23 protein-coding genes are annotated in these 25048 nt (G+C 44.9%); 15 read left to right on the forward strand and 8 right to left on the reverse strand.

The features are described 5' to 3' along the window. Positions 1-86 precede the first annotated feature (86 nt). The 6 genes from CKV74_RS08710 to CKV74_RS08735 all read left to right on the forward strand — a co-directional run bounded on the left by CKV74_RS08710 (position 87) and on the right by CKV74_RS08735 (position 9941). Complete coding sequence (locus tag CKV74_RS08710) at positions 87-1343, forward strand: paraquat-inducible protein A (protein ID WP_007241326.1); 1257 nt, start codon at positions 87-89, stop codon at positions 1341-1343. After that, positions 1324-3981 carry a PqiB family protein gene (locus CKV74_RS08715; protein WP_095177024.1) on the forward strand — a complete coding sequence of 886 codons (2658 nt, stop codon included), beginning with the start codon at positions 1324-1326 and terminating at the stop codon, positions 3979-3981. The genes CKV74_RS08710 and CKV74_RS08715 overlap by 20 nt, the downstream gene beginning before the upstream one ends. A 609-nt stretch (positions 3982-4590) precedes the next feature. Next, complete coding sequence (nrdA, locus tag CKV74_RS08720; protein WP_095177025.1) at positions 4591-6861, forward strand: class 1a ribonucleoside-diphosphate reductase subunit alpha; 2271 nt, start codon at positions 4591-4593, stop codon at positions 6859-6861. Positions 6862-6897: 36 nt separating this feature from the next. Further along, positions 6898-7155, forward strand: coding sequence for a hypothetical protein (locus tag CKV74_RS08725; RefSeq protein WP_039847704.1), 258 nt, complete (start codon positions 6898-6900; stop codon positions 7153-7155). An 86-nt stretch (positions 7156-7241) separates the two neighbouring features. Then, positions 7242-8372 (forward strand): class Ia ribonucleoside-diphosphate reductase subunit beta, encoded by a 1131-nt coding sequence (nrdB, locus tag CKV74_RS08730; RefSeq protein WP_007241315.1) that lies wholly within the window; start codon positions 7242-7244, stop codon positions 8370-8372. A 177-nt stretch (positions 8373-8549) separates the two neighbouring features. Beyond that, positions 8550-9941: an SLC13 family permease gene (locus tag CKV74_RS08735; protein WP_095177026.1), complete on the forward strand. Its 1392-nt coding sequence runs from the start codon at positions 8550-8552 to the stop codon at positions 9939-9941. A 218-nt stretch (positions 9942-10159) separates the two neighbouring features. On the opposite strand, the gene folE is transcribed toward CKV74_RS08735, so the two are convergent. After that, the gene (folE, locus tag CKV74_RS08740; protein WP_007241373.1) at positions 10160-10816 is read right to left on the reverse strand and encodes a GTP cyclohydrolase I FolE; all 657 of its coding nucleotides are present in this window, start codon (positions 10814-10816) and stop codon (positions 10160-10162) included. A gap of 167 nt (positions 10817-10983) precedes the next feature. Here folE and moeA point away from each other — a divergent pair, with 167 nt between their 5' ends. The 5 genes from moeA to CKV74_RS08765 all read left to right on the forward strand — a co-directional run bounded on the left by moeA (position 10984) and on the right by CKV74_RS08765 (position 15611). After that, a complete protein-coding gene (moeA, locus tag CKV74_RS08745) occupies positions 10984-12201 on the forward strand; it encodes a molybdopterin molybdotransferase MoeA (RefSeq protein ID WP_039847711.1) in 1218 nt (405 codons plus the stop codon). Next, complete coding sequence (gene moeB, locus CKV74_RS08750; protein WP_007241364.1) at positions 12201-12926, forward strand: molybdopterin-synthase adenylyltransferase MoeB; 726 nt, start codon at positions 12201-12203, stop codon at positions 12924-12926. The genes moeA and moeB overlap by 1 nt, the downstream gene beginning before the upstream one ends. 284 nt (positions 12927-13210) lie before the next feature. Next, complete coding sequence (yedE, locus tag CKV74_RS08755) at positions 13211-14431, forward strand: selenium metabolism membrane protein YedE/FdhT (protein WP_007241383.1); 1221 nt, start codon at positions 13211-13213, stop codon at positions 14429-14431. A gap of 30 nt (positions 14432-14461) precedes the next feature. Further along, positions 14462-14731, forward strand: coding sequence for a sulfurtransferase-like selenium metabolism protein YedF (gene yedF, locus CKV74_RS08760; protein WP_007241376.1), 270 nt, complete (start codon positions 14462-14464; stop codon positions 14729-14731). Positions 14732-14867: 136 nt separating this feature from the next. Beyond that, a complete protein-coding gene (locus CKV74_RS08765) occupies positions 14868-15611 on the forward strand; it encodes an SIMPL domain-containing protein (protein WP_007241390.1) in 744 nt (247 codons plus the stop codon). Between the two features lie 141 nt (positions 15612-15752). Here CKV74_RS08765 and CKV74_RS08770 read toward each other — a convergent pair whose 3' ends face one another. Beyond that, on the reverse strand, positions 15753-16187 hold the full coding sequence (locus CKV74_RS08770; RefSeq protein ID WP_007241365.1) for a pseudoazurin: 435 nt from the start codon (positions 16185-16187) through the stop codon (positions 15753-15755). A gap of 121 nt (positions 16188-16308) precedes the next feature. After that, entirely contained in the window at positions 16309-17436 is a 1128-nt protein-coding gene (locus CKV74_RS08775; protein WP_007241384.1) for a cytochrome-c peroxidase, read from the reverse strand. A gap of 154 nt (positions 17437-17590) precedes the next feature. On the opposite strand from CKV74_RS08775, the gene fdhE reads away from it, so the two are divergent. Next, the gene (gene fdhE, locus CKV74_RS08780; protein WP_007241347.1) at positions 17591-18496 is read left to right on the forward strand and encodes a formate dehydrogenase accessory protein FdhE; all 906 of its coding nucleotides are present in this window, start codon (positions 17591-17593) and stop codon (positions 18494-18496) included. Between the two features lie 173 nt (positions 18497-18669). Here the strand turns inward: fdhE and rimI are convergent, their stop codons facing one another. From rimI to CKV74_RS08795, 3 genes are read right to left on the reverse strand one after another with little or no spacing between them, the layout of a single operon-like run. Further along, positions 18670-19116 (reverse strand): ribosomal protein S18-alanine N-acetyltransferase, encoded by a 447-nt coding sequence (gene rimI, locus CKV74_RS08785; RefSeq protein ID WP_007241333.1) that lies wholly within the window; start codon positions 19114-19116, stop codon positions 18670-18672. Beyond that, complete coding sequence (locus CKV74_RS08790; protein ID WP_007241335.1) at positions 19113-19511, reverse strand: DNA polymerase III subunit psi; 399 nt, start codon at positions 19509-19511, stop codon at positions 19113-19115. Before CKV74_RS08790 ends, rimI begins: the two co-directional genes overlap by 4 nt. 10 nt (positions 19512-19521) lie before the next feature. Next, positions 19522-20106: a hypothetical protein gene (locus tag CKV74_RS08795; RefSeq protein ID WP_095177027.1), complete on the reverse strand. Its 585-nt coding sequence runs from the start codon at positions 20104-20106 to the stop codon at positions 19522-19524. An 83-nt stretch (positions 20107-20189) separates the two neighbouring features. Here CKV74_RS08795 and rsmC point away from each other — a divergent pair, with 83 nt between their 5' ends. Next, positions 20190-21173, forward strand: coding sequence for a 16S rRNA (guanine(1207)-N(2))-methyltransferase RsmC (gene rsmC, locus CKV74_RS08800; protein WP_039847705.1), 984 nt, complete (start codon positions 20190-20192; stop codon positions 21171-21173). An 8-nt stretch (positions 21174-21181) separates the two neighbouring features. Beyond that, positions 21182-21679, forward strand: a complete 498-nt coding sequence (locus tag CKV74_RS08805) for a YbhB/YbcL family Raf kinase inhibitor-like protein (protein WP_007241361.1) — start codon at positions 21182-21184, stop codon at positions 21677-21679. Positions 21680-21737: 58 nt separating this feature from the next. On the opposite strand, the gene dld is transcribed toward CKV74_RS08805, so the two are convergent. Next, on the reverse strand, positions 21738-23429 hold the full coding sequence (gene dld / locus CKV74_RS08810; RefSeq protein ID WP_095177028.1) for a D-lactate dehydrogenase: 1692 nt from the start codon (positions 23427-23429) through the stop codon (positions 21738-21740). A gap of 28 nt (positions 23430-23457) precedes the next feature. Continuing rightward, positions 23458-24186: a phosphatase PAP2 family protein gene (locus CKV74_RS08815; protein WP_095177029.1), complete on the reverse strand. Its 729-nt coding sequence runs from the start codon at positions 24184-24186 to the stop codon at positions 23458-23460. A gap of 72 nt (positions 24187-24258) precedes the next feature. Here CKV74_RS08815 and ribA point away from each other — a divergent pair, with 72 nt between their 5' ends. Then, positions 24259-24903, forward strand: a complete 645-nt coding sequence (gene ribA / locus CKV74_RS08820; protein WP_007241317.1) for a GTP cyclohydrolase II — start codon at positions 24259-24261, stop codon at positions 24901-24903. Positions 24904-25048: the final 145 nt, after the last annotated feature.

Below are 25048 nucleotides of genomic sequence, written 5' to 3' on the forward strand. Positions count from 1 at the left end.
ATTCAGTCCCTTGGTATTTTTGCGAAAACTTCACAAGGCAGAATAAATCAGGCAAAATACCGCAATTTTTGGTTCTCTGGATAGCTATGTCACGCACTCCCGATTTATCTCAAGCGGTTTTTCGCTATGTTCGCTGCATTGATTGTGATGCTGCGGTCAAGCTTTATCAACCGACCGCTGATGAACAGGCTCAATGCCCGCGTTGCCGGCATACATTAAGCCGAGGCGGTCGTTGGTCACTAAAACGCTGTTCCTTGATCGCGCTATCTATTTTAATCCTGATGCCCTTCGCACTAACCTATCCCTTACTGAGTATCCATTTATTAGGTATGAACGTGGATGCTTCGGTTTGGCAGGGAATCTGGAAAATGTCCGTTGCCGGCTATCCTTATACCGGATTTATGGTATTTATTTGCGCCGTACTAATGCCGATCTCCTTTGCTATTTTGATCATCCTATTGCGCCTTGCGCAAATTATGCATATCAAACCCCGTAATGTCTTACTGTTCGTCGGCTATATCCAACCTTGGGTGATGTTTGATGTCTATTTGGTCGCGCTTGGCGTAGCCATGTTCAAAGTTCGTGAATACGCCGCATTGGAAGTGGATATTTATTTAATAGCCTTTGTATTCGTAGCGATTCTCACCACCTTATTATTTACCAAAATTAATCTGGATGAACTCTGGAACGATTTTTATCCGGAGCGGCAACCGATAACCCAGGCAAACCAATCGCTTAAACTCTGCCATGCCTGCCATTACACCTTTGTCGATGGCCAAGAAATATATGACATGGCCCATCACCCACTTTGCCCACGTTGTCAAAGCCGTTTAGATATTTCAGATAAAATCAAATTACAAAATACCTGGGCGCTGTTAATTACCGGTATCATCATGCTATTACCGGCCAACCTTTTACCGATTTCCGGTGTGGTACTAACCGGCGCTCTCTCAGAAAGTACGTTGATGGGAGGTGTGATCTCTTTCGTACAAATGGGCAGTTATTTTGTCGCCTTCGTGGTATTCTTTGCCAGTATTTTTGTGCCGATCACAAAAGTGATTATCATGCTCTATCTACTATTGAGCGTACACTTCCAGTGGGCCCATTCCATCAAATGGCATATGCGTCTTTACCACTTTGTGCATTTTATTGGCCGCTGGTCAATGCTTGATTTATTCGTTATTGCCCTAATGATGTCATTGGTCAATCGAGGCCAAATCATTGAATTTACGGTGGGATCTGCGGCGTTTTATTTTGGCGCAGCGGTTTTCTCCACCATGTTTGCTACCGAACAATTCGATAGTCGTTTACTTTGGAAAATTTATGACAGAAAAGAAAAATAGTCCCATTGAACAACATTACGAAACACTGAAATCCGAACTGCGCAAAAACCGTCGGATTTCACCTTTCTGGCTGTTACCGTTCATAGCATTATGTATCGGAGCCTTACTCTTTTTCCAAATTGTTCAAGAACGGGGAGAAACCATCACTATCACCTTCAATGATGGTGCGGGATTAGTTGCCGATAAAACCGAAGTCCGTTACCAAGGTTTGCAAATCGGCTTGGTAAAAAAAGTAAACTTTACCGACAATCTGCAAAAAGTCGAAGTTACCGCCAATATTTTCCCGGAAGCGGCAAATGTATTACGTAAAAACACCAAATTCTGGCTAGTACAACCTAACGTATCCTTAGCCGGTATTTCCGGTTTAGACTCCTTGGTATCCGGTAACTACATCACTCTACAGCCAGGTGATGGTGACAGAGAAAATCAATTTATTGCCGAAGATCAAGGCCCTATCGCCCAAGTACGTCCCGGTGACCTCTTAATTCACCTGGTCGCCGATGACTTAGGCTCTATTTCCGCAGGGGCTTCGGTTTATTTCAAAAAAATGCCGGTGGGAACGATCTACGACTATCGCATCAATAAAGAGAACAAAGTCGATATTGATGTGGTCATCGACAAAAAATATGCCCAATTCGTGAAAAAAGATTCCCATTTCTGGAATATTAGCGGTATTAACGCCAATATTGGTGCCAATGGCTTAAATGTCGCCATGGATAGCCTCAACTCGGTCATCCAAGGCGCCGTAGCCTTTGATTCACCGGAAGACAGTCCAATAGCCGGCGCAGATACGGTCTATCCGTTATATGCCAATTTACAGGCAGCCAAACGAGGTTTTGAAATTGCCGTCAATATTCCCACCAGCGTGGGTCTAGAAGCCGGTCAAACCGGCGTGTTCTATAACAACGAACAAATCGGTACCCTTTCAGCGCTGGAAACCGTCAAAGACAACGAACAAATTCTTGCCGGTACATTGTTAATTGATCCGAACCAAACCGTTCTATTCAAAAACAATACTCGCATCGTATTACGCCACGGCAAATTAAATCTGGCAACTCTCACGGATCCGAAAAATTTATTACGCGGAGAATATTTTGAAGTACTTCCGGGTAATGGCGAGGCCCAAACTCAATTTGATGTGATCAAAGAAAATGAATTATTGCTGAAAGAGCCAAATACCCTCGTGTTTAATCTGCGCGCGTCGGAAACCTACGGAGTCGCTGAAGGGCAAAGTATTTATTACAACAATTTCCCTATTGGTGAAGTGGTCGAACAAACCATCGGCGTCAATGGTGTGGTATTTAAAGTGGCGATTTCCGGTACCTATCGCAACTTGATTCATCAAGATTCACAATTCGTTGCGGCCAACAATCTGGATCTCAGCATCGGTCTTGATGGCTTAAAATTTACCTCAGCCACACCGGACAAATGGCTAGCCGGCGGAGTACGCCTGCTAAATAGCGAACAGCCAAAAGGCCAAGCTCAAGAAAACTATCCGCTATATCGCGATCTCGACAGTGCAGCGGCTGGTATTACCGAAATCAATCCGCAACCGACCATCACCCTACACACCCACAACCTACCAAGCATCGATAAGGGCTCTTTAGTGCTATATCGTCAATATGAAGTAGGAAAAGTATTAGCGGTTCGGCCAAAACTCAACGAGTTTGAAGTGGATCTGTATATTTATCCGAAACAACGTCATTTGCTCACGGATAAAAGCCTATTCTGGGTAGAAAGTGCGGCACAAATTGATATCACGCCGAAGGGCATCAGCATTCAGGCGACACCGATTATGCGTTCCTTAAAAGGCGCTATCTCCTTTGATAATAGCGGCTCCGGAGCAAACAAAAACCTCTATGCCAATGAATTGCGCGCGAAATCCGCCGGCCAGATCATCACACTATTTAGCGATGATGCAACCGCCCTAAGCAAAGGCATGAGCTTGCGCTATCTCGGGTTAACCGTAGGCGAAATAGATTCCATCAGTTTGGATAATAAAACCAACCGTATTGTGGCCAAAGCCATGATCAATCCAAACTACATGGCGAAAATTGCCAAAGCCGGCTCTCAATTCAAGGTAATTTCACCGCAAATTTCCGCCGGCGGCATCGAAAACCTCGACAGCCTGTTACAACCCTATATCGATATCGAAATCGGACAAGGTGCGACAAAAACCCAATTTAATCTGCAACAAACCGCCCAAGCACGTAATAAATATAGCCATGGCACAGCTTTCGTCTTAGAAACCAAGGATGCCATGAATATTACCGAAGGCTCACCAATTCTATATCGCGGCGTACAAGTAGGTTCGGTTGGCCGTTTAGATCTCAATAGCCTCGGTGATCGCGTGTTGGTGAATATTGTGATCATTCCGCAATATCAGCATTTGGTACGTAAAAATTCCGAATTCTGGGTGGCTTCCGGCTATGATGTTAGTCTCGGTTGGCAAGGGATGCAGTTAAATACCGGCAGCGTGCAACAATTGCTCAAAGGCGGCATTTCCTTCTCCACGCCATCCTCCACCGTTGTGCAACCACAAGCCACCGCCGGCCAACGTTTCCTATTACAGGTGCGTCGTCCAAACGAGGCGCAAAATTGGAATTCCGGCGCCCTACCGGCACCGACCGCACAATAACCCCAATCCAAGGCGTGCATTGCACGCCTTTTTTCGTGCCATCAAACGCCCCCTCGAAAATCAATCTTTTGCCAAAAATAGATGCTAATCCATTGATTTTATTAGCATCAGTTGAAAAATCTCCTTTATCCCAAAAAATGAGAAAAATAGACATTGCGTGCTCACATTGCAATTGCCTCATATAGCAATTAAGCGCTCCTTTCAACACCACTATTCGATAATATGGCGTTATTTTTATGTGCCAAGCTTGAATTTGCCAAATGCCTGGATCCTTGAATAACCCCAACCTTCCTAGGCCTATTTAAAACGCCCTATTGAAAACTAACGTTTTCTCAAAAACATAATATAAACCATTGATTTTATTAGCATTGATTTAAAAAACGATAAAATCGCCGTTTTTTCGCTCAATGGTGAAAAAATAGCTAATCAACAAATCGTTTTTTACTGTCATTTTCGCTAACTAGTTGTCCGATAAGGCATTTGCTATTGTCAAGGATCAGCGGAAAAAATTTATCCCTTGAAGTTCATTTTAAAACACATTATCTTGTGGGCCGTTTTATGTCGAGCACTATATATAGTGTTATTTTTAATACTTAAGGTTACCCCGCTATGAATAAAGGATTAATGGTCACAAAACGTGACGGCACGCTTGAACAAATTAATTTGGATAAAATTCACCGAGTGATCACTTGGGCTGCGGAGGGCTTAGATAACGTCTCCGTTTCACAAGTGGAGTTACGCTCGCATATTCAATTTTATGAAGGCATTCGTACTTCCGATATTCATGAAACCATCATCAAAGCCGCGGCGGATCTAATCAGCAAAGATACGCCCGACTACCAATATTTAGCTGCCCGTTTGGCGATCTTCCATTTACGTAAAAAAGCTTACGGCCATTTCGACCCACCGCGTTTATACGATCACGTGAAAAAACTCGTACGTATGGGCAAATACGATCACGCCCTATTAGACGACTACACTCGCGAAGAATGGGATGAAATGGATGGTTTTATCGACCACTGGCGCGATATGACCTTCTCCTATGCGGCAGTCAAACAGTTGGAAGGCAAATATTTGGTACAAAACCGTGTAACCGGCGACATCTATGAATCCGCTCAGTTCCTCTATTTATTGGTAGCGGCCAGTCTCTTTTCCAAATATCCAAGCGAAACCCGTTTGGATTACGTGAAACGTTTCTATGATGCGACCTCTACCTTCAAGATTTCCCTACCGACCCCAATTATGGCCGGTGTGCGTACGCCAACCCGTCAATTCAGCTCTTGTGTATTGATTGAGTGTGGCGATAGTCTTGATTCGATCAACGCCACCGCGTCTTCCATTGTGAAATACGTCTCACAACGTGCAGGGATCGGGATTAATGCCGGTGCGATCCGTGCCCTCGGTAGCCCAATTCGTAGCGGTGAAGCCTTCCACACCGGTTGTATTCCATTCTATAAATATTTCCAAACGGCGGTGAAATCCTGTTCGCAAGGCGGCGTACGCGGCGGTGCAGCCACCGTGTATTATCCGTTGTGGCACTTAGAAGTGGAAAGCCTGTTGGTATTAAAAAATAACCGCGGTGTGGAAGAAAACCGTGTACGCCACATGGACTACGGGGTACAAATCAATAAATTAATGTATCAACGCTTGATCAAAGGCGGCGATATTACCCTATTCAGCCCATCCGATGTTCCTGGATTGTACGAAGCCTTCTTCGCCGATCAGGAAAAATTCGAACAGCTTTATTGCAAATACGAACAGGATCCGGCAGTACGTAAACGTGCGGTAAAAGCCGTGGAATTATTCTCCCTCTTAATGCAAGAGCGTGCATCCACCGGCCGTATTTATGTGCAAAATGTTGACCACTGTAACACCCACTCGCCGTTTGATCCGCAGGTGGCTCCGGTGCGTCAATCCAACCTTTGTTTAGAAATCGCGTTGCCAACCAAGCCATTGCAACATATCAATGACGAAAACGGCGAAATCGCGCTTTGTACGCTATCTGCCTTTAACTTAGGCAAAATCGAAAACTTAGATGAGTTAGAAGAATTGTCCACCTTAGCGGTGCGTGCCCTCGATGCCTTGTTGGATTATCAAGATTATCCGATTATCGCGGCTAAACGCGCTTCCCTTGCCCGCCGTGCCTTAGGTATCGGGGTCATCAACTACGCCTATTACTTAGCGAAACACGGTGTGCGCTATTCCGATGGCTCTGCCAACGATCTAACCCATCGCACCTTCGAAGCTATTCAATATTATTTATTGAAAGCCTCTATGAACTTGGCAAAAGAACAAGGCGCTTGCGAATACTTCAACGAAACTACCTATGCAAAAGGCATCTTGCCAATCGATACCTATAAAAAAGATATCGATACCCTCACTCAAGAACCATTGCATTATGATTGGGAAAGCTTGCGTAAAGACATTCAAGAATTCGGCCTACGCAATTCCACATTAACCGCTTTAATGCCGTCGGAAACCTCTTCCCAGATTTCCAACGCCACCAACGGTATCGAACCGCCACGCGGCCATGTCAGTGTGAAAGCTTCTAAGGACGGTATTTTGAAACAAGTGGTGCCGGATTATGAAAACTTAGGCGAAAACTACGAATTGTTATGGGACATTCCAAGCAATGATGGTTACTTACACTTAGTCGGTATTATGCAAAAATTCGTGGATCAAGCGATCTCCGCCAATACCAACTACGATCCAAAACGTTTTGAAGATGGTAAAGTGCCAATGAAAGTATTGTTAAAAGATCTTTTAACCGCTTACAAATACGGCCTCAAAACCCTCTACTACCAAAACACCCGTGATGGTGCCGAAGACAGCCAAGAAGATTTAGATGACGGCTGTGCAGGTGGGGCGTGTAAGATTTAATCACTCTCATTTACTAGACAATGAAAGGAAAGTTATATGACAATTTGTGATAAAAATCATAGATATGCAGATATTTTAAACAATTTACCTCCTAGTCAAAGCTACGACAATGGACGTCATCTATGCACTGGATGTGCTTTAGAAGCAGGTTTCTCTGATGGACTAAATGGTATTCGTCGACAACTTGAAAATTTGAATTTGCCTGAAAGCCAGGCTGGTACAGGAAGGCATAAATCGGCCCAAGCTGCATATGATTTAGGATATAAAAAAGCTCAAGATGGGCAATCTTTATAAGATCATAAAATGGGATTTATCCCACCCAATCAAATAAATAATGCTTCAATGGTGGAATAAATTCCGCCCTACGGAAGGAGATAAAAATGGCATACACCACTTTCTCACAAACCAAAAACGACCAATTAAAAGAACCAATGTTCTTTGGTCAAAACGTTAACGTTGCGCGTTACGATCAACAAAAATATGAAACCTTTGAAAAACTGATTGAAAAACAACTTTCCTTCTTCTGGCGTCCGGAAGAAGTGGATGTGTCGCAAGACCGTATCGACTATGCGGCGTTGCCTGAGCATGAAAAACATATTTTCATCAGTAACTTAAAATATCAAACCCTGTTGGATTCCATTCAAGGTCGTAGCCCGAATGTGGCGTTGTTACCATTAGTGTCTATTCCGGAATTAGAAACTTGGATTGAGACCTGGACCTTCTCCGAAACCATCCATTCTCGTTCTTATACGCACATTATTCGTAATATCGTGAATGATCCGTCAATTGTGTTTGATGATATCGTGACTAATGAAGAAATCATCAAACGTGCCCGCGATATTTCCTCTTACTACGATGATTTAATTCGCGATAGCCAACTTTATGGCCTGTATGGTGAAGGAACTTACACCGTAGACGGCAAAGAATGCGTGGTTACCTTACGCAGTTTGAAAAAACAACTATATCTTTGCTTAATGAGCGTGAATGCATTGGAAGCAATTCGTTTCTACGTATCCTTCGCTTGCTCCTTTGCCTTTGCGGAACGTCAATTAATGGAAGGTAATGCGAAAATCATTAAATTTATCGCGCGTGACGAAGCCCTCCACTTAACCGGTACGCAACATATTTTAAATATCATGGCGGCAGGGCAAGATGATCCGGAAATGGCGGAAATTGCTGAAGAATGCAAACAAGAAGCCTATGATCTCTTCTTAGCCGCAGCAGAACAAGAAAAAGACTGGGCGGATTATTTGTTTAAAGACGGTTCAATGATTGGTTTAAACAAAGACATTCTGGTGCAATATGTGGAATACATCACCAATATCCGGATGCAAGCGGTGGGCTTACCATTACCGTTCCAAGCGCGTTCTAACCCAATTCCTTGGATTAACGCCTGGTTAGTTTCCGACAACGTACAGGTTGCCCCACAAGAAGTAGAAGTCAGCTCCTACTTGGTTGGCCAAATCGATTCCAAAGTGGATACCAATGACTTCGGCGATTTCGATCTATAATCGCTAAGCATTAAAAGAAAGGCGGTAAATTTTAGATTTTATCTAAAAAAACTCACCGCCTTTTATTATTTCTCTATCCACATAACAATTAATTTATTTATTTCATCTTTTTCTATTCCCAATATTCTTCCGCAATGCTACTAAGTAAAAGCCCTTTCTTACTCGGAGGACTTTTATATGCAAACAACAACTCTTTTTATAAAAAAACAAAAAAGCCTGATTATTCTGCTTTTAGATATCCTTTTAATGTTGGCTCTCATCCGTTATCTGCCGTTTTCCCCCCAAGAAAATCGCGGTTTGGCACTATTGGTATTCACCGGCGTGCTATGGTTGACAGAAGCTTTTCACATTACAGTCACCGCCATTTTCGTACCGATTTTGGCGATCCTGCTCGGCCTCACCAACACGCAAAAAGCCTTTGCGCCATTTTCCACACCGATTATTTATATGTTCTTCGGGGGCTTTGTGCTCGCCGCGGTGCTACAAATTCAAAATCTGGATAAATTGATTGCCAACTACATTATCCGTTTGGCAAAGGGCAACCTAAAATTATCCGTGGCCTATTTATTTGGCGTGACCACATTCCTTTCCATGTGGATCAACAATACGGCGGTCGCCGCCATGATGTTGCCACTCACCTTGGGTATGCTGAAAGGCATTAATGCCACGCAAAATTATCGGCTGTACGCCTTTGTGCTATTGGGCATGGCATTTAGCGCCAGCATCGGTGGGATTGGCACCTTGGTGGGCAGTGCACCGAACGCCATTCTTGCATCGCAAATTCAAGTGTCCTTTACCGAATGGTTGGCCTATGGATTTCCGGTAATGGTCTTACTACTGCCGGCGATGATTCTGGCTCTGTGGGTAATTTTGCGCCCCAACTTTAATATTGATTTCTCACCGGAAATTGCCGAAGTGCAACTGAGTGCAAAAAATATTGGAACCTTGGTCATTTTTACCCTAGTGGCTGTGATTTTATTATTCAGTTCGCTAATTAATCCTTGGCTTTCAAGTGCCCTTGGCTTAGCGAAAGATATCCAAAGTTTTGATGCGGTGGCGGTCATATTTGGTGTCGTCTTAATTTGCGCATTTAAAATCGCCTCTTGGCATGAAATCCAAGAACGCGTGGAATGGGGCGTGTTAATGCTGTTTGGCGGTGGCCTCACTCTCAGCGTGGTGATGAAAGATTCTGGCGCCAGCAGCCTGATGGCGGAAGGCATTGTGCATTTTGCTCAAAGCCAGCCAATCTGGGTACTTTGTATGATTATCACCGCCTTCATTGTGTTCCTTACGGAGTTTACATCCAATACGGCGAGCGCAGCGCTAATTATGCCAATTGTGATTTCCGTGGCGCAATCGATGAATCTACCGCCAATTTCCTTGGCCGCCATTATTGCTTGCGGTGCTAGTTGTGCGTTTATGTTGCCAATTGCCACACCACCGAATGCTATCGTATTCGCCACCGGCCATGTGAAACAAAGCCATATGGTGAAGGTTGGGCTGCTCCTCAATTTGTCTTGTATCGCGATTATCGGCGGACTTTCCTCTAGCCTATGGATCCATCTCTAAATCAATTTCAAGACAACAAAAAGGCTTATCCCTTGGGATAAGCCTTTTTGATTGAATATGTCACATTTAAAATGCATTTTTAAATCAATATTAATAAAATCAATTAGTTACATGGGATTTTTAAGAAAACTTTAGAAAACTCAGGGGCGTTTTTATGTCACATTTTAATCAGGCAAAACTTCCCTTTTGCGTCCTAAGTCTTATTCTAAAGCCCTCTCTTATTTTTGAATTGAAGCTAAAAATTCTTTACGTGTATCGCGATCATTTAAGAATACTCCACCGTATGCGGAGGTCACCGTATAGCTGTGGGTATCTTTCACGCCACGAGCTTTTACGCAAAAATGGGTTGCTTTCACATACACCGCCACATCATCGGTTTCCAAAATGGTTTGAAATGCGGTAAGCAGCTGTTCGGTCAAGCGTTCTTGCACTTGCGGACGTTGCGCGAAAAAAGCCACAATGCGGTTAATTTTGGACAATCCAATCACCCAATCCCTCGGATAATAAGCAACCGCGACACTACCATCGATAGTTACAAAGTGATGCTCACAGGTACTGGTTAGGGTGATATCGTTCACCTGTACCATTTCGCTAACCTTCATTTGGTTTTTGATTTTGGTCATTTTCGGGAAATTGGCATAATCCATTCCGCTGAAAATCTCATCAATAAACATTTTAGCCAAGCGATTTGGGGTTTCTTCCAAACTATCATCGCGCAAATCCAATCCGATCAATTCCATCACCTGACGCATATGGGCGGCAATGCCCGCGCGGCGTGCATCTTTATGTTGGGCTGGATCAATCATCGGAGTTTCGATACCTTTGGCAAGCAAGGCATCGCGGACATTAGCGGCATCGGTGGATATGGTGTTCATTGCATTTGTTCCTAAAAAAATAATCGCGAATTTTAGCAAAAACCCCTTTGTTCGTAAAATGCGAAAAATCCCTCTAAGAGATTAATTTCCTTCATATTCGGTTTCAGGATAAAATGGCGCCGTTTATTTTCTCGATTGCACCGCAATCAATGCTTAAAGGATTTATCATGCTGCCACTAGAACAAGCCCAAGCACAGATGCTTGAGCAACTGCCCCTACCTACACACACAGAAACCCTTTCCTTAAACGATGCAGCCAATCGGATTTGTGCCGAAAACGTAGTTTCACCAATCAATGTGCCATCCTTTGATAATTCCGCAATGGATGGTTATGCGGTACGTTTAGCGGATCTACAACAATCCCTCAGATTAACGGTTGCCGGCAAATCCTTTGCCGGCGCGCCATTTGAGGGCGAATGGCCGGCCAATAGCGTTATTCGTATTATGACCGGCGCAATGATCCCAAGCGGTGCTGATGCGGTGGTGATGCAGGAACAAGTCTGTGTAAATGAAGATGGCACAGTCACCTTCAGCGAATTGCCAAAAACCAATCAAAATATCCGTCGCGTTGGTGAAGATGTCAAACAAGGCGATGTGGTACTACAGCAAGGTGCTTTGTTAAATGCGGTATCCCTGCCATTGCTCGCCTCCCTTGGCATCGCAAGAGTAAAAGTCTATCCGCGCTTAAAAGTGGCGGTACTTTCCACCGGTGATGAATTAGTACCGGTCGGTCAACCGCTACAGCCCGGACAAATTTATGACACCAACCGTTTCACTGTTAAACTGATGCTGCAACAGCTCAACTGTGAGGTTTTGGATTTCGGCATTCTGCCTGATAACCAAGAGGAATTTGAAGCGGCCTTTATTAAGGCACAAGCGCAAGCTGATTTAGTACTGACCAGCGGAGGTGTGTCGGTGGGTGAAGCGGATTTCACCAAAACCGTATTAGAAAAAGTCGGAGCGATTAATTTCTGGAAAATTGCAATGAAACCGGGCAAACCCTTTGCTTTTGGTAAACTTGCCAATGCTTGGTTCTGCGGTCTACCGGGCAATCCGGTGTCAGCCTTGGTCACCTTCTATCAATTGGTGGTACCGGCGATCCGCAAGCTGCAAGGCCAACCCAATCCGCCAAAAGCTGTTCAGCTACCGGCCATTGCTGCCAGCAATCTGAAAAAAGCGCCGGGACGTTTGGATTTCCAACGCGGTTTTTATCAGCTAAACGCCCAAGGTCAAATTGAAGTGCATCCGGTGGGCTTCCAAGGTTCGCACCTATTCAGCTCCTTTGTGAAAAGTAACTGCTTCATCCGTTTAGAACTGGAACGTGGCAATGTGAGCGCGGGCGAAAATGTCATCATCGAACCTTTTAATCATTTATTGGGGCAATAATGGCCGAACTTAGCTATCAAGAAGAATTGCGTTATAACCGTCAAATTATGCTTAAAGCAGTGGATTTTGACGGCCAGCAAAAACTCAAAGAAACCCGAATGTTGATTGTCGGCCTTGGTGGTTTAGGTTGTGCAGCCAGCCAATATCTTGCAGCGGCCGGCGTAGGCCATTTAACCCTGTTAGATTTCGATACGGTTTCCCTTTCCAATTTGCAACGACAGGTACTGCATACGGATAGTCGCCTGGATATGCCTAAAGTGGAATCGGCCAAAATCGCCTTACAACAAATTAATCCCCATGTGGCTATCGACACGCTCAATGCACAATTAGCGCCGGAACAACTGGCTCAGCTAGTACCGCAATTTGATGTGGTGCTGGATTGCACCGATAACGTGGATATTCGTAATGCCCTAGATGTAACCTGTGAACAAGCCAAGATACCGTTAGTTTCGGGAGCAGCCATTCGTATGGAAGGCCAAGTATCGGTATTTACCTACCAACCGAACACGCCCACTTATCGCAGTCTCAGCCGTTTATTCGGGCAAAATATTTTAAGCTGTGTCGAGGCCGGCGTACTTGCGCCGATTGTGGGAATTGTAGGCAATATTCAAGCCTTAGAAGCCATTAAGGTACGCCTCGGCATCGGTGAATCCCTATGCGGCCGTTTATTATTGATCGATGGATTAAGCATGCAGTTTCGTCAGATCAAATTACCCGCCGCCTAGGCGTTAATCCTGTTTTTAAAGTATCATCAATAAAATCAATGAGTTACGATTGATTTTATAAAAAACTCTTAAAATCATAGGGGCGTTTGGAAGTCATATCCTCGGCCCTTTGTCATAACTAAAATCCCCCGAATTAATGATAAGCTCCAGCTTATCCATATGTTATTATGCGCGCGACTTTAATGTCTTATATCGCAAGTTTTGTGTATAGGAAATGAAGACCCGCCAAAAATCTTCCATTTATACCGCACTTGCAAAACTTCACTTTCTTAAAGGAATAACTAATGAACGAAATTTTGCAGCATTTTAAACAAAATTATCTCATCAAATATTGGAATCCGGTGGTTGCCGTGATTGCCGCAGGTGTCATTTCCGCCTACTACTTCGGTGTCACCGGCACCTATTGGGCGGTCACCGGCGAATTTACCCGCTGGGGCGGCCATGCCTTACAAGCATTAGGAATTGATGTTTCCAATTGGAGCTACTACAAGATCATCGGCTTACAAGGCACCATCTTCACCCGTATCGATGGTGTGATGATCCTAGGCATGTTTGCCGGCTGTATCTCCGCCGCGCTCTGGGCAAATAACGTGAAATGGCGTAATCAGCCGCACAAACGGCGCATCGTACAAGCCTTAATTGGCGGTGCGCTGGCCGGTTTTGGTGCTCGTTTAGCCATGGGGTGTAATCTGGCTTCCCTATTCACCGGAATTCCACAATTCTCGGTTCATGCCTGGTTCTTTACTATTGCTACTGCGGTTGGCTCTTATCTCGGCGTCAAAGTCACCTTGTTACCCATGTTTCGGGTGAAATTACAGCTCAAAAAAGGCGCAGCCAAATTGGAAGAATCGGATCCTAAACGTGCTACCCGCCGTTTTTGGATTGGTATGCTGGTGTTCTTCGCCTACCTAGCCGCTTCGTTTTATGTGATGAGCGAATCCGTCAAACTGGGCTTTGCAATGCTCTGCGGCCTCGCCTTCGGCTTGTTAATTGAACGGGCGCAAATTTGCTTTACTTCGGCTTTCCGCGATCTTTGGGTGACCGGCCGTGCTTATATGGCAAAAGCGATTATCTTCGGCATTATTGCCGGCACTATCGGAGTATTTAGCTACATTCAATTAGGCGTTCCGGCAAAAATCATGTGGGCCGGCCCAAATGCGATTATCGGTGGGCTCTTGTTTGGCTTTGGTATCGTGTTGGCCGGTGGTTGCGAAACCGGCTGGATGTATCGCTCCATGGAAGGCCAAGTGCACTTCATGTGGGTCGGCGTCGGCAATGTTATCGGCTCAACCTATTTAGCCTATGCCTGGGATGATTTGGCACCTTGGTTGGCACTAGATTACGAAAAACTCAATCTCTTAAAATCCTTTGGTCCGGTCGGTGGCTTGTTGGTCAATTACGGCCTATTAATCCTTTGCTTGATCGCCGTAGTATGGTGGGAACGCCGTTTCTTGGCCAAGGCGAAAGCAAAAATCAGTGCAGCTACCCCTAGTTGCGGTTGTTAATCAATTTATTACTCATATAAGGAAATTAAAATGGCATTTACCGTTATTCAAAAACTCGACAAAGATCCACAAGACATCACCCCGGATTACACCTTAGACACCTTGGGCGAACCTTGCCCATACCCGGCCATCGTGATGTTGGAAACCATGCCACAATTGCAACCGGGCGAAATTTTGGAGTTGCTCAGCGATTGCGCACAATCTATCAATAACATCCCGGTGGATACCAAAAACCACGGTTATACCTTATTAAGCGTGGAACAAGACGGTACGAAATTGCGTTATTTGATCCAGCGCTAATGATAAAAAAAGTGCGGTTCCATCGGAGCCGCATTTTTTTATATATTTTCAATAAAATAAACAGGTTACACATATCAAACCGGCTACAGATTGCATATAATATAGACCTCATTTACCCCTTAATAAGGAATCAACCATGAATAAAAGATCTTACCTTGCCGTCTTCGGCTTGATTTTGGCGCTAGGATTAATGGCTTCGGCGTTTATCCTGGGAAATCAATTTAAAAACTTCCGCCAAACCGGTTCAATTTCGGTAAAAGGCCTTGCCGAAGAATACTACACCTCAACCCAAGGGACTTGGACTATCAAAGTCAGTGCTTGGGGCTCAACCTATAATGAAGCAATGGCAGAAAACCAACGTAACCTTAATGCAACGGTCGCCTTCCTAAAAGAACAAGGCTTCACCGCGAAAGATCGTGAAATCGATGACTTGGATGTATCCACCTACACCGAATACTACGAAAATGAAAAAGGACAAACCAAAAGCCGTCAGAACGGTTTCACCGCCTCAAGAAGAATCAATATCACCACAAAAGAGTTGAACAAATTGCAAAAAGCTATGGCGAACATTCACCAATTGGTGGCAACTAACCAATATATTGATTTCATGGAGCCACAATACTACTTAGAAAATTTAGAAACGATCAAACGTGAATTGATTTCTAAAGCGACTCAAGATGCTCATGTACGCGCTGAAGAATTTGCTAAAACCAGTAACGTGAAAGTGGGTGTTTTAAAATCCGCCTCCCAAGGTCCATTCTATATTCAAGCACCAAATCCGGATGCTGAGGACACTAGCGACTACACCGGCAGTTACGACACCAGCACCATCGAGAAAAAAGCCCGTTTGGTGGTCACTATTGAATATGCGATTGAGTAATTTCGTTTTCTGATAACAAAAAAGGCATCCTAAGATGCCTTTTTTTGTGTCCTTTTCGCCCAAAGGACGCCTTTCTTTTTGCCTGCTTTTTCTTTAGCGACGCAAAGAAAAAGTAGGTCGCCCTTCGGGCGAAACCCCAAACTACTTCACATTCTCAAAATACTTCGCTAACCGCCCCTTATTCATACTGGCTTTTTTCTCTAAGTCTTTCACTACTTTAGCAGCATCTTCTTTATTTGGAATTTCGTCGCCGACTTGGATAATGCCGTTCATGTTCATGGTGCGGTGTACCGGGCAGGTGTAAACATAAACTCCCGCTTTATCTAAGGTGATAGTCAAATCCTGATCTTCTTCCGATTGGAATTTTTGTGCGCCTTCAGGAATCGCTTTACTGTGTACAAAGTGGCTTTTATTCGTCGCTCGGAAAGTCACCGTATCGCCCGGTTGTACTTTGAGATAGCCCGGTTCAAAAACCATCGAACCATCAGCACCGGAATTAAGCATTTGGATCTCATATTGGGCGGCTTGTGCACCGGCACTGAAGACGATTAGAGTTGCAAGTAATAGTTTTTTCATGTCGTTTCCTTTTAATGATGGCCGATTGCTATCCGAAATCTCTCCGGCAAATCGGCACTAATGATCAAATACTCATTCTTATCAATAATGAAGGATAAAAGTGAGCGAATTAAAATTATGGCTATTCTTCCTCGTAAGGCTCATCGGTCAACGTTTTTAAAAAGGCCTCTAACGCCTGAATTTGATGATCGCTCAACGGCGGGGCTTTCAGTTGCTGAGGATCGACCGTCGCCGCATATTCCGGTTGTGGCCAAGGCTGGCCGGTTTGCGGATTGAGCTTACGCTGCGGATTATTCACGCTGTCCTTAAATTCTAATAGGGTTTTGAGCTCTCGGAATACCCCGTTATGCATATAAGGCGCAGTCACCGCGATATTGCGCAAGGTCGGCACCTTAAATTTGCCCTTTTGCTTTTCATCGCCATTCACCATCGGATTATCCAATAAACCGTTATCAACGAAATCCGCAGACAATTTATTATGCGCAATCAATTCCGGATTACTTGGTACGCCAATATTGTAATAGCGGTAATTAGTAAAGGTTTCCTGAGGGCTATTCGGAGCGGCGGACTGGTGGCAATTACTACAATTGGTTTTAGATTTATCAAAGAATAAGCTTTTCCCTTCCGCTTCTAATGGGGTCAATTCTGCCTCACCTTTTAATGCCCGATCATATTTTGAGGAAAAAGGCGCAAACAGCATTTCTTTTTCAAATTCACCAAGAGCTTTTTCCATGATGGCATAAATGGCATTTTGATCCGCCCAAATTTTCTCGCCGAAAGCGGCGGTGATCGCTTGATAATATGCCGGATTGGCTTTTAAACGCGCCACGATAGTTTGCTTATCTGGCATGCCCATTTCCAGCGGGTTCAACGGTGGGCCACCGGCCTGTTCGGCAAGATCCTTAGCTCGACCATCCCAGAATTGTCCGCCCACATAATCCTGTATTTTTTCATCAAAATGGAAATGCGGAGAAAACATCGCATACAGCGGTGTATTGGCATTGCGATTGCCGTGCAATTGCGGATTATCACCTTGAGAAACCATTTGTTTGGCGGAGTTCTCCCGCTTATCAACAAAGGCTGTACTTGGATGATGGCAGGTGGAGCAGCTTTGAGTTTGATTGAATGATAGTGCCTTATCAAAAAACAGCACTTCACCTAGTGCTTTATAATCAAAGCTCTTCTGCTCTCCCCCCTGAGCCAAGGCAAAAGGGATGGCCAATAAGAGCGCAAAGCATTTCCGCGGCATAAGAAACTCCCATAACAATAGTAGAAAATAAAATCTCTGCGATTATAAGCATAAAAATTGCCGGCTCAAGGGGCTTTATACCGCAAAAGGACGATATTCAGCCTATTGCTTTTCGTCTATAATGGCGGCACTTTTTTTCAGCCCCGAGGCGATTATGAGCATCAAAATTCTTCCGGAAAGCGAAATCAAACAAGCCGCTAATTCCTTTCAAACCCCGGCGATCTTATTTGCCAACCCGAAAAACCTATATCAACGCCGTGCCAAACGCTTGCGCCAGTTAGCGGAAGAGCATCCGTTGGGCGATTATTTGCGTTTTGCCGCGCATATTGTCGATAGTCAATTAGCTTGCTTTGAGCGCAATCCATTAGCGCCTCAGCAAGAATTAATTATCGCTGAAGTGGAGCCATTAAAAGCCACCCAATTTAAACGTGCGCCGATTTGGCGGGATTATTTGGCTGATATTTTGCGCGAAGTAAAAGCACAAGCGAATGAACAGATCGCAGCGACTATTGAACGCTTAGAAAAAACCGCCGATGCCGAATTGGAAAAAATGGCGGATCAATTATTGGCACAAGAATTGAATTTGGTACCAAGCGATCAAGCGGTATTCCTGTGGGCTGCATTGTCGCTCTATTGGCTACAATTGGCTCAACAAATTCCGCATCATAGCCGTATGGAAAGTGCCGACAACCTGCACTATTGCCCGGTATGTGGTTCTGCGCCAATTGCCAGCATAGTACATTTTGGCGCATCACAAGGTTTACGTTACTTGCATTGCGCACTATGCGAAAGCGAATGGAATTTGGTGCGTGCACAATGTACCAATTGCAATCAACACGGCAATTTGGAAATGTGGTCGTTGGACGAAGAATTAGCCTTAGTACGTGCCGAAACCTGCAGCGATTGCCAAAGCTATTTAAAAATCATGTTCCAAGAGAAAGATCCTCATGTGGAAGCAGCGGCTGATGATTTGGCCAGCATTTTCTTGGATGTAGAAATGGAAGAAAAAGGTTATGCGCGTAGCGGATTAAATCCGTTTATGTTTCCGGCACAGGAATAATCTTTAAAGCCAAACGGGCGGAAATTCTCCGCCCGTTTTCATTTTTCTTAAACCATGTCACATTTTTCACATTTTTTTGCAATACTAATAAAATCAATTACTTATGTTGCGCTTTTAAGAAAAACCGGTCTTTAAAGGGGGCGTTTATATGTCACATTACCCCCAACCAATCATCAATCGCCTAAATAACAGGCCATCACCAACGCATTTTCCCATCCACCATCTGGACAAGGGTAATAGTTTTTACGTACATCCACTTCGTTAAAGCCTAGCTTTTCGTATAAATAGCGTGCTGGATTGGATTCGCGTACTTCCAGCCAAAGTTGGTTAATTCCCTGCTCTTTTAATCGTTCCATTAATGTCTGCAATAATTGCCGCCCCAATCCCTGCCCTTGATACGCGGGATCGATGGCGATATTAAACAGCGTGGCCTCATCCAGCACGGTTTGGCAAATGGCAAAACCGAGCGGTTGTTCATCTTGGCAGAGCTTTAAATTGAGATAACGTTCGCCTTGATTATTTTTGAAGGTACCGAGCGACCAAGGCACCAAATGCGCGCGACCTTCGATGGCGTATAACGCATCAAAATCATCACTGTGTATTGCTTGAATAGAAATCATTGGGGAAGTTGTTGGATTTGTTGCCAAAATGCCCGTTTAGCTGCAGGGCTGGCTTTAAATTCCGCCCAAACGGGGGAACGATAAATACGGGCGGCATGCGGTAATTCCGACGGCGTTTGGCCATCGCCTTGCAACAGCCAAAAATCCGTCGCTTGCGTGAGTTTGAGGTGTTGCACTCGCTCCTCATCAACACTAAGGACTTCCGCCTCGGTAAGTGAGAGCGCTCTTAACAGATCGCTAAAAAGTCGCTCACTTTGTGGATTGTGGCGACTCACCACAATTAGTTTGACTTGCTCGGATACTGTCGTTTCCAACGCGCCCTGCAACGTGTGCGGACGGGCTAAGCGCCATTCGCTGAGGCCCATCGCTTGTAATAACAGTGCGCGTCGTTGCATGGATTGTTCCTTAACGGGAAATCGCATCAAACGGATAGTCCACAAGGGCTTTCACCACTGCTTTTTCTTGCTCAGGTGTTAATTTTTGCTGATATGCGGTGAAGCTGCGGTAAGACACGATATTTTTGGATTTATGCACTAAAGCCACAAAACGTTGGAATTTGCTACTTTCGCAAGCGTAATAGGTTTGCGCATCGCTGCTTAAGGTTTTTAAATCGCAGGTAGATTTATTTTTTTCCAAATATTTAGCGGTGAGTGTTGGCTCCATGGAAGCATCATTCAAATAGAAAGTATCGCTCAATACCGCTTTACGGTTTTCGCGATCCACGCTGGCCGCAAGACTTAAGAAACGCGGATAATCGCCTTTCACGGCTTGGGTTTGTTTCACGTAGGTTTCGCCATTAAAGGTAATTTCCTGACCGGCACCTTTTACACGTAAAAATTGTTCATCTAATTTTTGGAATAAGGCGGCCTGTTCCGGAGTGATTTCCACTTTGCTTGGCACTTGTTGTGATTGGCCGGATTGTATTTGGTCAATTAATTGACAGCCGGACAGAAGAGATATCGCTAAAACGCTACCGAGTATTTTTTTCATAAAGTAAATCCTATCGAGATTAATTGTAGAGATTTTTGCTAGAATAGCGCGTAATTTTAACCAATAGCCCGTAGGATTCAAGCGTGATTTCTCCTTCAAGCGAGGTTTTAACCCGCCATTTTTCCCTTTTTGCCGGCAAGTCCGTCCTCTTGGCCGGTGCCATCAACGATGATTTCCCTGCTCAATTGAGTGCCCATTGCAAAAGTTTGCAGGTGTGGAGCTTCTATTTTGACTATGCCCGCCAGCATGCCAATGTGACCTTTGCCGAGCAATTTCAGGGTAATGCTGATTTGATTGTGTACTATTGGAGCAAAAACAAAGCGGAAGTAAATTTCCAATTACAACAATTGCTGGCTCAAGCGCCTATTGGCCAAGAAGTGCTCGTTATTGGTGAAAATCGAGGCGGCATTCGTAGTGCCGAAAAACAATTGGCGGACTATGGCGACATTGGCAAAATTGATTCTGCGCGCCGTTGCAGTCTCTATCATTTCACCTTGCAACAACGCCCGAATTTTGATGAATCCCGTTTCTGGCAACGTTATCAATTGCCGACCTTAACAGTTTGTAGCCTACCCGGCGTGTTTAGCGCAGCCGCATTGGATGATGGCACAGCGCTGTTACTGCAAACGCTGGATCATCTGCCACAGGGGGATATTTTGGATGTTGGTTGTGGTGCAGGAGTGATCGGCGCGACGATCAAACAGAAAAAGCCACAAGCCAATCTGTGGATGAGCGATATTCATGCGTTAGCCCTCGCCTCCACGCGCAAAACCTTAGCTGAAAACGGCTTACAGGCTGAAGTGCTGGCTAGTGATGTGTTTTCGGAAATCTCCGCTAAATTTGATTTGATTATTTCCAATCCGCCTTTCCATGACGGGTTGGATACCGCCTATCGCGCGGTCAATGAATTGATTGCACAAGCTAAATGGCATTTACGTCCGGGCGGCGAATTACGCTTAGTGGCCAATCGCCATTTAGCCTATGCCGATTTACTCGCACAACATTTTGGTCACTTTGAAGTATTAGCGCAAAACAATCAATTTAAGGTTTATTCGGTTACTCATTAGGAGGTTCTATGTACTTAACCAGTTCCGCCATCGAAAACGGCGTATTCGCCGATAAATACGGTAAACGCGGCAGCCAATTCAGCCCAAACGGCATGCCAACCTATTCGATCCCTTTTGAAATTCACGATGCTCCGGCCGGTACTCAATCCTTTGCGGTGGTGTTGGAAGATAAGGATGCAATTACCGCTAGTGGTTTTGTTTGGACCCATTGGTTGATCGCCAATCTTACCCGAACACAAATTGCTGAAAACGAAAGTCGTGATGCGCGCGATTACGTTCAAGGTGCCAACACCTGGGCCAGTAAATTAGGCGGTTTCTCCATTGAAGAGGCATCACAATACGGCGGTATGGCGCCACCAAACTGTTTGCACCGTTACGAATTAATCGTGTATGCCTTGGATTGCAAACTGGAACTTGCCCAAGGATTCCGCTTTAACGAGCTACATTTTGCCATGCAAGGGCATATTTTAGACAAAGCGGAAATCGTCGGCACTTACGATGTCTAGATAAATTAATGAGAAAAAAATAGCGCGGTTATGAGGCCGCGCTATTTTATTTGCTCGATTATTGCCAATTTTTCTTTTTCGAGGTTTTTCCTAGCCCCGGATTAAAGCTATTGGTCGGATCCAATTTTTGATAGAAATTACGCAATGTTGGTTTGGCCTCATAAAGATGCCCCACATTATGCTCCGCCGGATATTGTGCTCCGCGTTTATCCAATAATTCCAGCATTTCATGTTCCAAGGCTAGGCAATCATGGCCTTTTTTTACAATGTAATCCTGATGGAACACATGACACATAAAATGACCGTAATAGAGTTTATGGCTAATTTTATTATCGATATGCGGCGGAAGGCTTTCGAACCATTCCCGATCATTACGCCGTAAAGCCACATCCAAGGCCACAATATCTTCTACTTCCTGTTCATGGATCGCACGATAACGAACCGCCGCCGAGGCTACCGCAAAACGATGCAACATCGCCGCTTGGGTTTCTTCCGCATTACATTCAAAGTAGCTGCCATGTGAACCATCGGCAAAATACGCAGATAAATAATCTCGCGCTTCCTGCACGCCGTCTCCGCCCATTTTCACGATCAAATGATGTTCATATTGATCGCGGTATTGCCATAATTTGGTCGGGAGATGTTCCGGTAACACCTTGGAAATCGCCTGCATAATTTTATCGCTCAAATGATGCGGCAAGAATCCAACCTTTTTCGCCAAACGATCAGTTTTCGCTTTCAAGGCAAATAATTTGGGTAACCAGTGAGTCCCGAAACGTTTAATCACCCAGAAGGTATCTTTGCCATATTTGGCCGCAACATCAAAGGCATCGCGATGAATATATTCCCCGGAAATTGGCAGCTGTTTAAATTCAGCCAACATATGACGGCGAATATCATTGAGCGCATCAATGCTATTTGTGCCGATATAAAATACCGCCGTATTTTTCTCCGCAACAAAGGTATCTAAGCGTACCGCAAAGATCGCCAATTTACCGGCACAACCGGAAGCTTCATAATGGCGCGCCGGATCTGCATTAAAACGCGCCGGCGTGGCTTCATCAACTTGGCGCACATGATTGCAATAGCTGTGGTCATGGCCTTTACCGCAATTATGTGCAATATCCTTGCGTTGATAGCGTTGATGTTGCAGATTGCTCAGAATTTCTTCCGGAGTATCGCCCAATTCAACGCCCAAATGGTTCACCAATTGTAATTCACCTTGCGCGCTGAGTTGCGCATACAGCGCCATTTCTGTGTAAGCCGGGCCACGTTGCACCAAGGCACCGCCCGAATTGTTACAAATCCCGCCGATCACCGAAGCACCAATACAGGAAGAGCCAATCACCGAGTGTGGTTCCCGACCATAAGGACGCAGCGCATTTTCCAATTCATTAAGGGTTGAGCCCGGCAGACAAACCACCTGTTCCGCATCATTAATCAATTGAATGCCATCAATACGCATCGCGTTGATCAACACGACATCGCGATCATAATCGTTACCATCCGGAGTCGAACCGCCGGTTAATCCGGTATTGGCCGCCTGCGCGATCACGATCACATCGGCTGCTACACAGGCTTTTAATACCTGCCAAAATTCCAATAAGCTGCCGGGGCGTACCACCGCCAAGGCATTGCCCGAACCAAAACGATAGCCGCTACGATAGGCTTCCGATTTATCGGGATCGGTAATCACATATTTTTTCCCGACGATGTCGGTTAATTGGGAAATTAATTGCACATTTGCCATCAGACACTCCTTACTCAGACCCTATCGCTTACTGAAATTTATGTAAGCTGTCTTTATTTTGTAAAAAAACAAAAATCAGGCTATTGACTACCCAAGCGCCTAAAATGGCTGCTAATAAATCCTGCGGATAATGCATACCAAGTCGTACCCGACTGACTAGCATTAGGACTGACCATAGCAAAATCACGCCAATCAATAGTTTCGCCCGCCATGAGCGATTCCCCAATAATTGCGCAAAGCCGACTGCCAACATTAACCAAGTTGCGGCAAAAATGGTATGGCCCGATGGGAATGAATAACCGGTTTCCTCAGCATAATGGCTGCGCAACCAAGCCGGCGTATCAGATTGGGTGGCAAAGAAAGTTTGCACGATTTCTGCCCGCTCATCGCGCGAGTGGAAATAAAAATCATCAGTAGTGGTTGGGCTTTGTTCGGCCAAGTAGGTCACAAACGGACGCGGCTCAGAAAATAGGGCTTTCATTCCGCTTTTTAAGGCCTGCGTGCCTACCACGGAAAATGCCATAATGAACACACCCCAAAACCATTGGCGGTTGTTTTTAAACAACACACGGAAGCACAGGGCAAATACCGCACAGGTCACCAACGCATAGGGCGCAGTACCACTTTGCGTGAGGCAATACAGCCAATAATCCCAATCGGCCAAGCCGGCATTGCCGTGCCAATGATAACCAAACGCCCAGATAAAAATCGGTACAAGACAAAGTAATAACGTATATAATGACAGCCTTTTGAACATTGTCGCCCCTTGATAAAGAGAAAAGAAGGCGCATATTTTAGCAGAATTCATTTGAAAGCATAGGAACTTATAATGAGCAAGATTGAACGGGTCACCGAAGCAAATTTACCGACCCAATTCGGCCTTTTTAAAATCGTCGGTTTTGAATTTCCCGACAGCAAAAAAGAACATGTTGCCCTGGTGATGGGCGATATCACCGATGGCAAGCCGGTGTTGGCGCGCATCCATTCCGAATGTCTTACCGGCGATGCCTTGCACAGCCTAAAATGTGACTGCGGTTTCCAATTGGCCGCCGCCCTGCAACAAATCAGCAAAGAAGGCCGCGGTGTGTTGTTGTATCATCGTGAGGAAGGTCGGGGTATCGGCTTAATCAACAAAATCCGTGCCTATTCCTTGCAGGATCAAGGCTTGGATACTATCGAAGCTAATTTAGCCTTGGGATTTAAGGCCGATGAGCGCAATTTTAGTGTGTGTGCCGATATGTTTGAGTTGCTCGGAGTGCAAGAAGTACGTTTGATGACCAACAATCCGCAAAAAGTGGAAACCATGAAACAGGCCGGCATCAATGTGGTGGAACGCGTGCCACTCAATGTGGGGGAAAACCGCTACAACACCAAATACCTCGATACCAAAGCACAAAAAATGGGCCATTACATTATTCACAACAATCAAGAACATTTAATGGACTGCCCGTTCTGCGAAGAAGAAGTGATTTAAGCGCTTCCGCTCAATAAAAAACGGCCCGGATTGCAAAATCCCGGCCGTTTTTTCATTTTTCAGACTACCCGAATAAAATCAATGAGTTACATTCAATTTTAGGAAAAACTTTTATTTTCGAGGGGGCGTTTACTGCCATGGATTA

This window comes from Haemophilus pittmaniae (assembly GCF_900186995.1).
Taxonomy (GTDB): Bacteria; Pseudomonadota; Gammaproteobacteria; order Enterobacterales; family Pasteurellaceae; genus Haemophilus_D; species Haemophilus_D pittmaniae.

Coding starts and splice junctions, on each gene's coding strand:
- CKV74_RS08775 (WP_007241384.1), bottom strand. CDS start 17,436: ATGCCGCGGAAATGCTTTGCGCTCTTATTGGCCATCCCTTTTGCCTTG.
- CKV74_RS08735 (WP_095177026.1), top strand. CDS start 8,550: ATGCAAACAACAACTCTTTTTATAAAAAAACAAAAAAGCCTGATTATT.
- CKV74_RS08770 (WP_007241365.1), bottom strand. CDS start 16,187: ATGAAAAAACTATTACTTGCAACTCTAATCGTCTTCAGTGCCGGTGCA.
- yedE (WP_007241383.1), top strand. CDS start 13,211: ATGAACGAAATTTTGCAGCATTTTAAACAAAATTATCTCATCAAATAT.
- CKV74_RS08725 (WP_039847704.1), top strand. CDS start 6,898: ATGACAATTTGTGATAAAAATCATAGATATGCAGATATTTTAAACAAT.
- moeB (WP_007241364.1), top strand. CDS start 12,201: ATGGCCGAACTTAGCTATCAAGAAGAATTGCGTTATAACCGTCAAATT.
- CKV74_RS08815 (WP_095177029.1), bottom strand. CDS start 24,186: ATGTTCAAAAGGCTGTCATTATATACGTTATTACTTTGTCTTGTACCG.
- folE (WP_007241373.1), bottom strand. CDS start 10,816: ATGAACACCATATCCACCGATGCCGCTAATGTCCGCGATGCCTTGCTT.
- nrdB (WP_007241315.1), top strand. CDS start 7,242: ATGGCATACACCACTTTCTCACAAACCAAAAACGACCAATTAAAAGAA.
- dld (WP_095177028.1), bottom strand. CDS start 23,429: ATGGCAAATGTGCAATTAATTTCCCAATTAACCGACATCGTCGGGAAA.
- yedF (WP_007241376.1), top strand. CDS start 14,462: ATGGCATTTACCGTTATTCAAAAACTCGACAAAGATCCACAAGACATC.
- nrdA (WP_095177025.1), top strand. CDS start 4,591: ATGAATAAAGGATTAATGGTCACAAAACGTGACGGCACGCTTGAACAA.
- CKV74_RS08790 (WP_007241335.1), bottom strand. CDS start 19,511: ATGCAACGACGCGCACTGTTATTACAAGCGATGGGCCTCAGCGAATGG.
- CKV74_RS08805 (WP_007241361.1), top strand. CDS start 21,182: ATGTACTTAACCAGTTCCGCCATCGAAAACGGCGTATTCGCCGATAAA.
- rimI (WP_007241333.1), bottom strand. CDS start 19,116: ATGATTTCTATTCAAGCAATACACAGTGATGATTTTGATGCGTTATAC.
- fdhE (WP_007241347.1), top strand. CDS start 17,591: ATGAGCATCAAAATTCTTCCGGAAAGCGAAATCAAACAAGCCGCTAAT.
- CKV74_RS08715 (WP_095177024.1), top strand. CDS start 1,324: ATGACAGAAAAGAAAAATAGTCCCATTGAACAACATTACGAAACACTG.
- CKV74_RS08795 (WP_095177027.1), bottom strand. CDS start 20,106: ATGAAAAAAATACTCGGTAGCGTTTTAGCGATATCTCTTCTGTCCGGC.
- CKV74_RS08710 (WP_007241326.1), top strand. CDS start 87: ATGTCACGCACTCCCGATTTATCTCAAGCGGTTTTTCGCTATGTTCGC.
- moeA (WP_039847711.1), top strand. CDS start 10,984: ATGCTGCCACTAGAACAAGCCCAAGCACAGATGCTTGAGCAACTGCCC.
- CKV74_RS08765 (WP_007241390.1), top strand. CDS start 14,868: ATGAATAAAAGATCTTACCTTGCCGTCTTCGGCTTGATTTTGGCGCTA.
- ribA (WP_007241317.1), top strand. CDS start 24,259: ATGAGCAAGATTGAACGGGTCACCGAAGCAAATTTACCGACCCAATTC.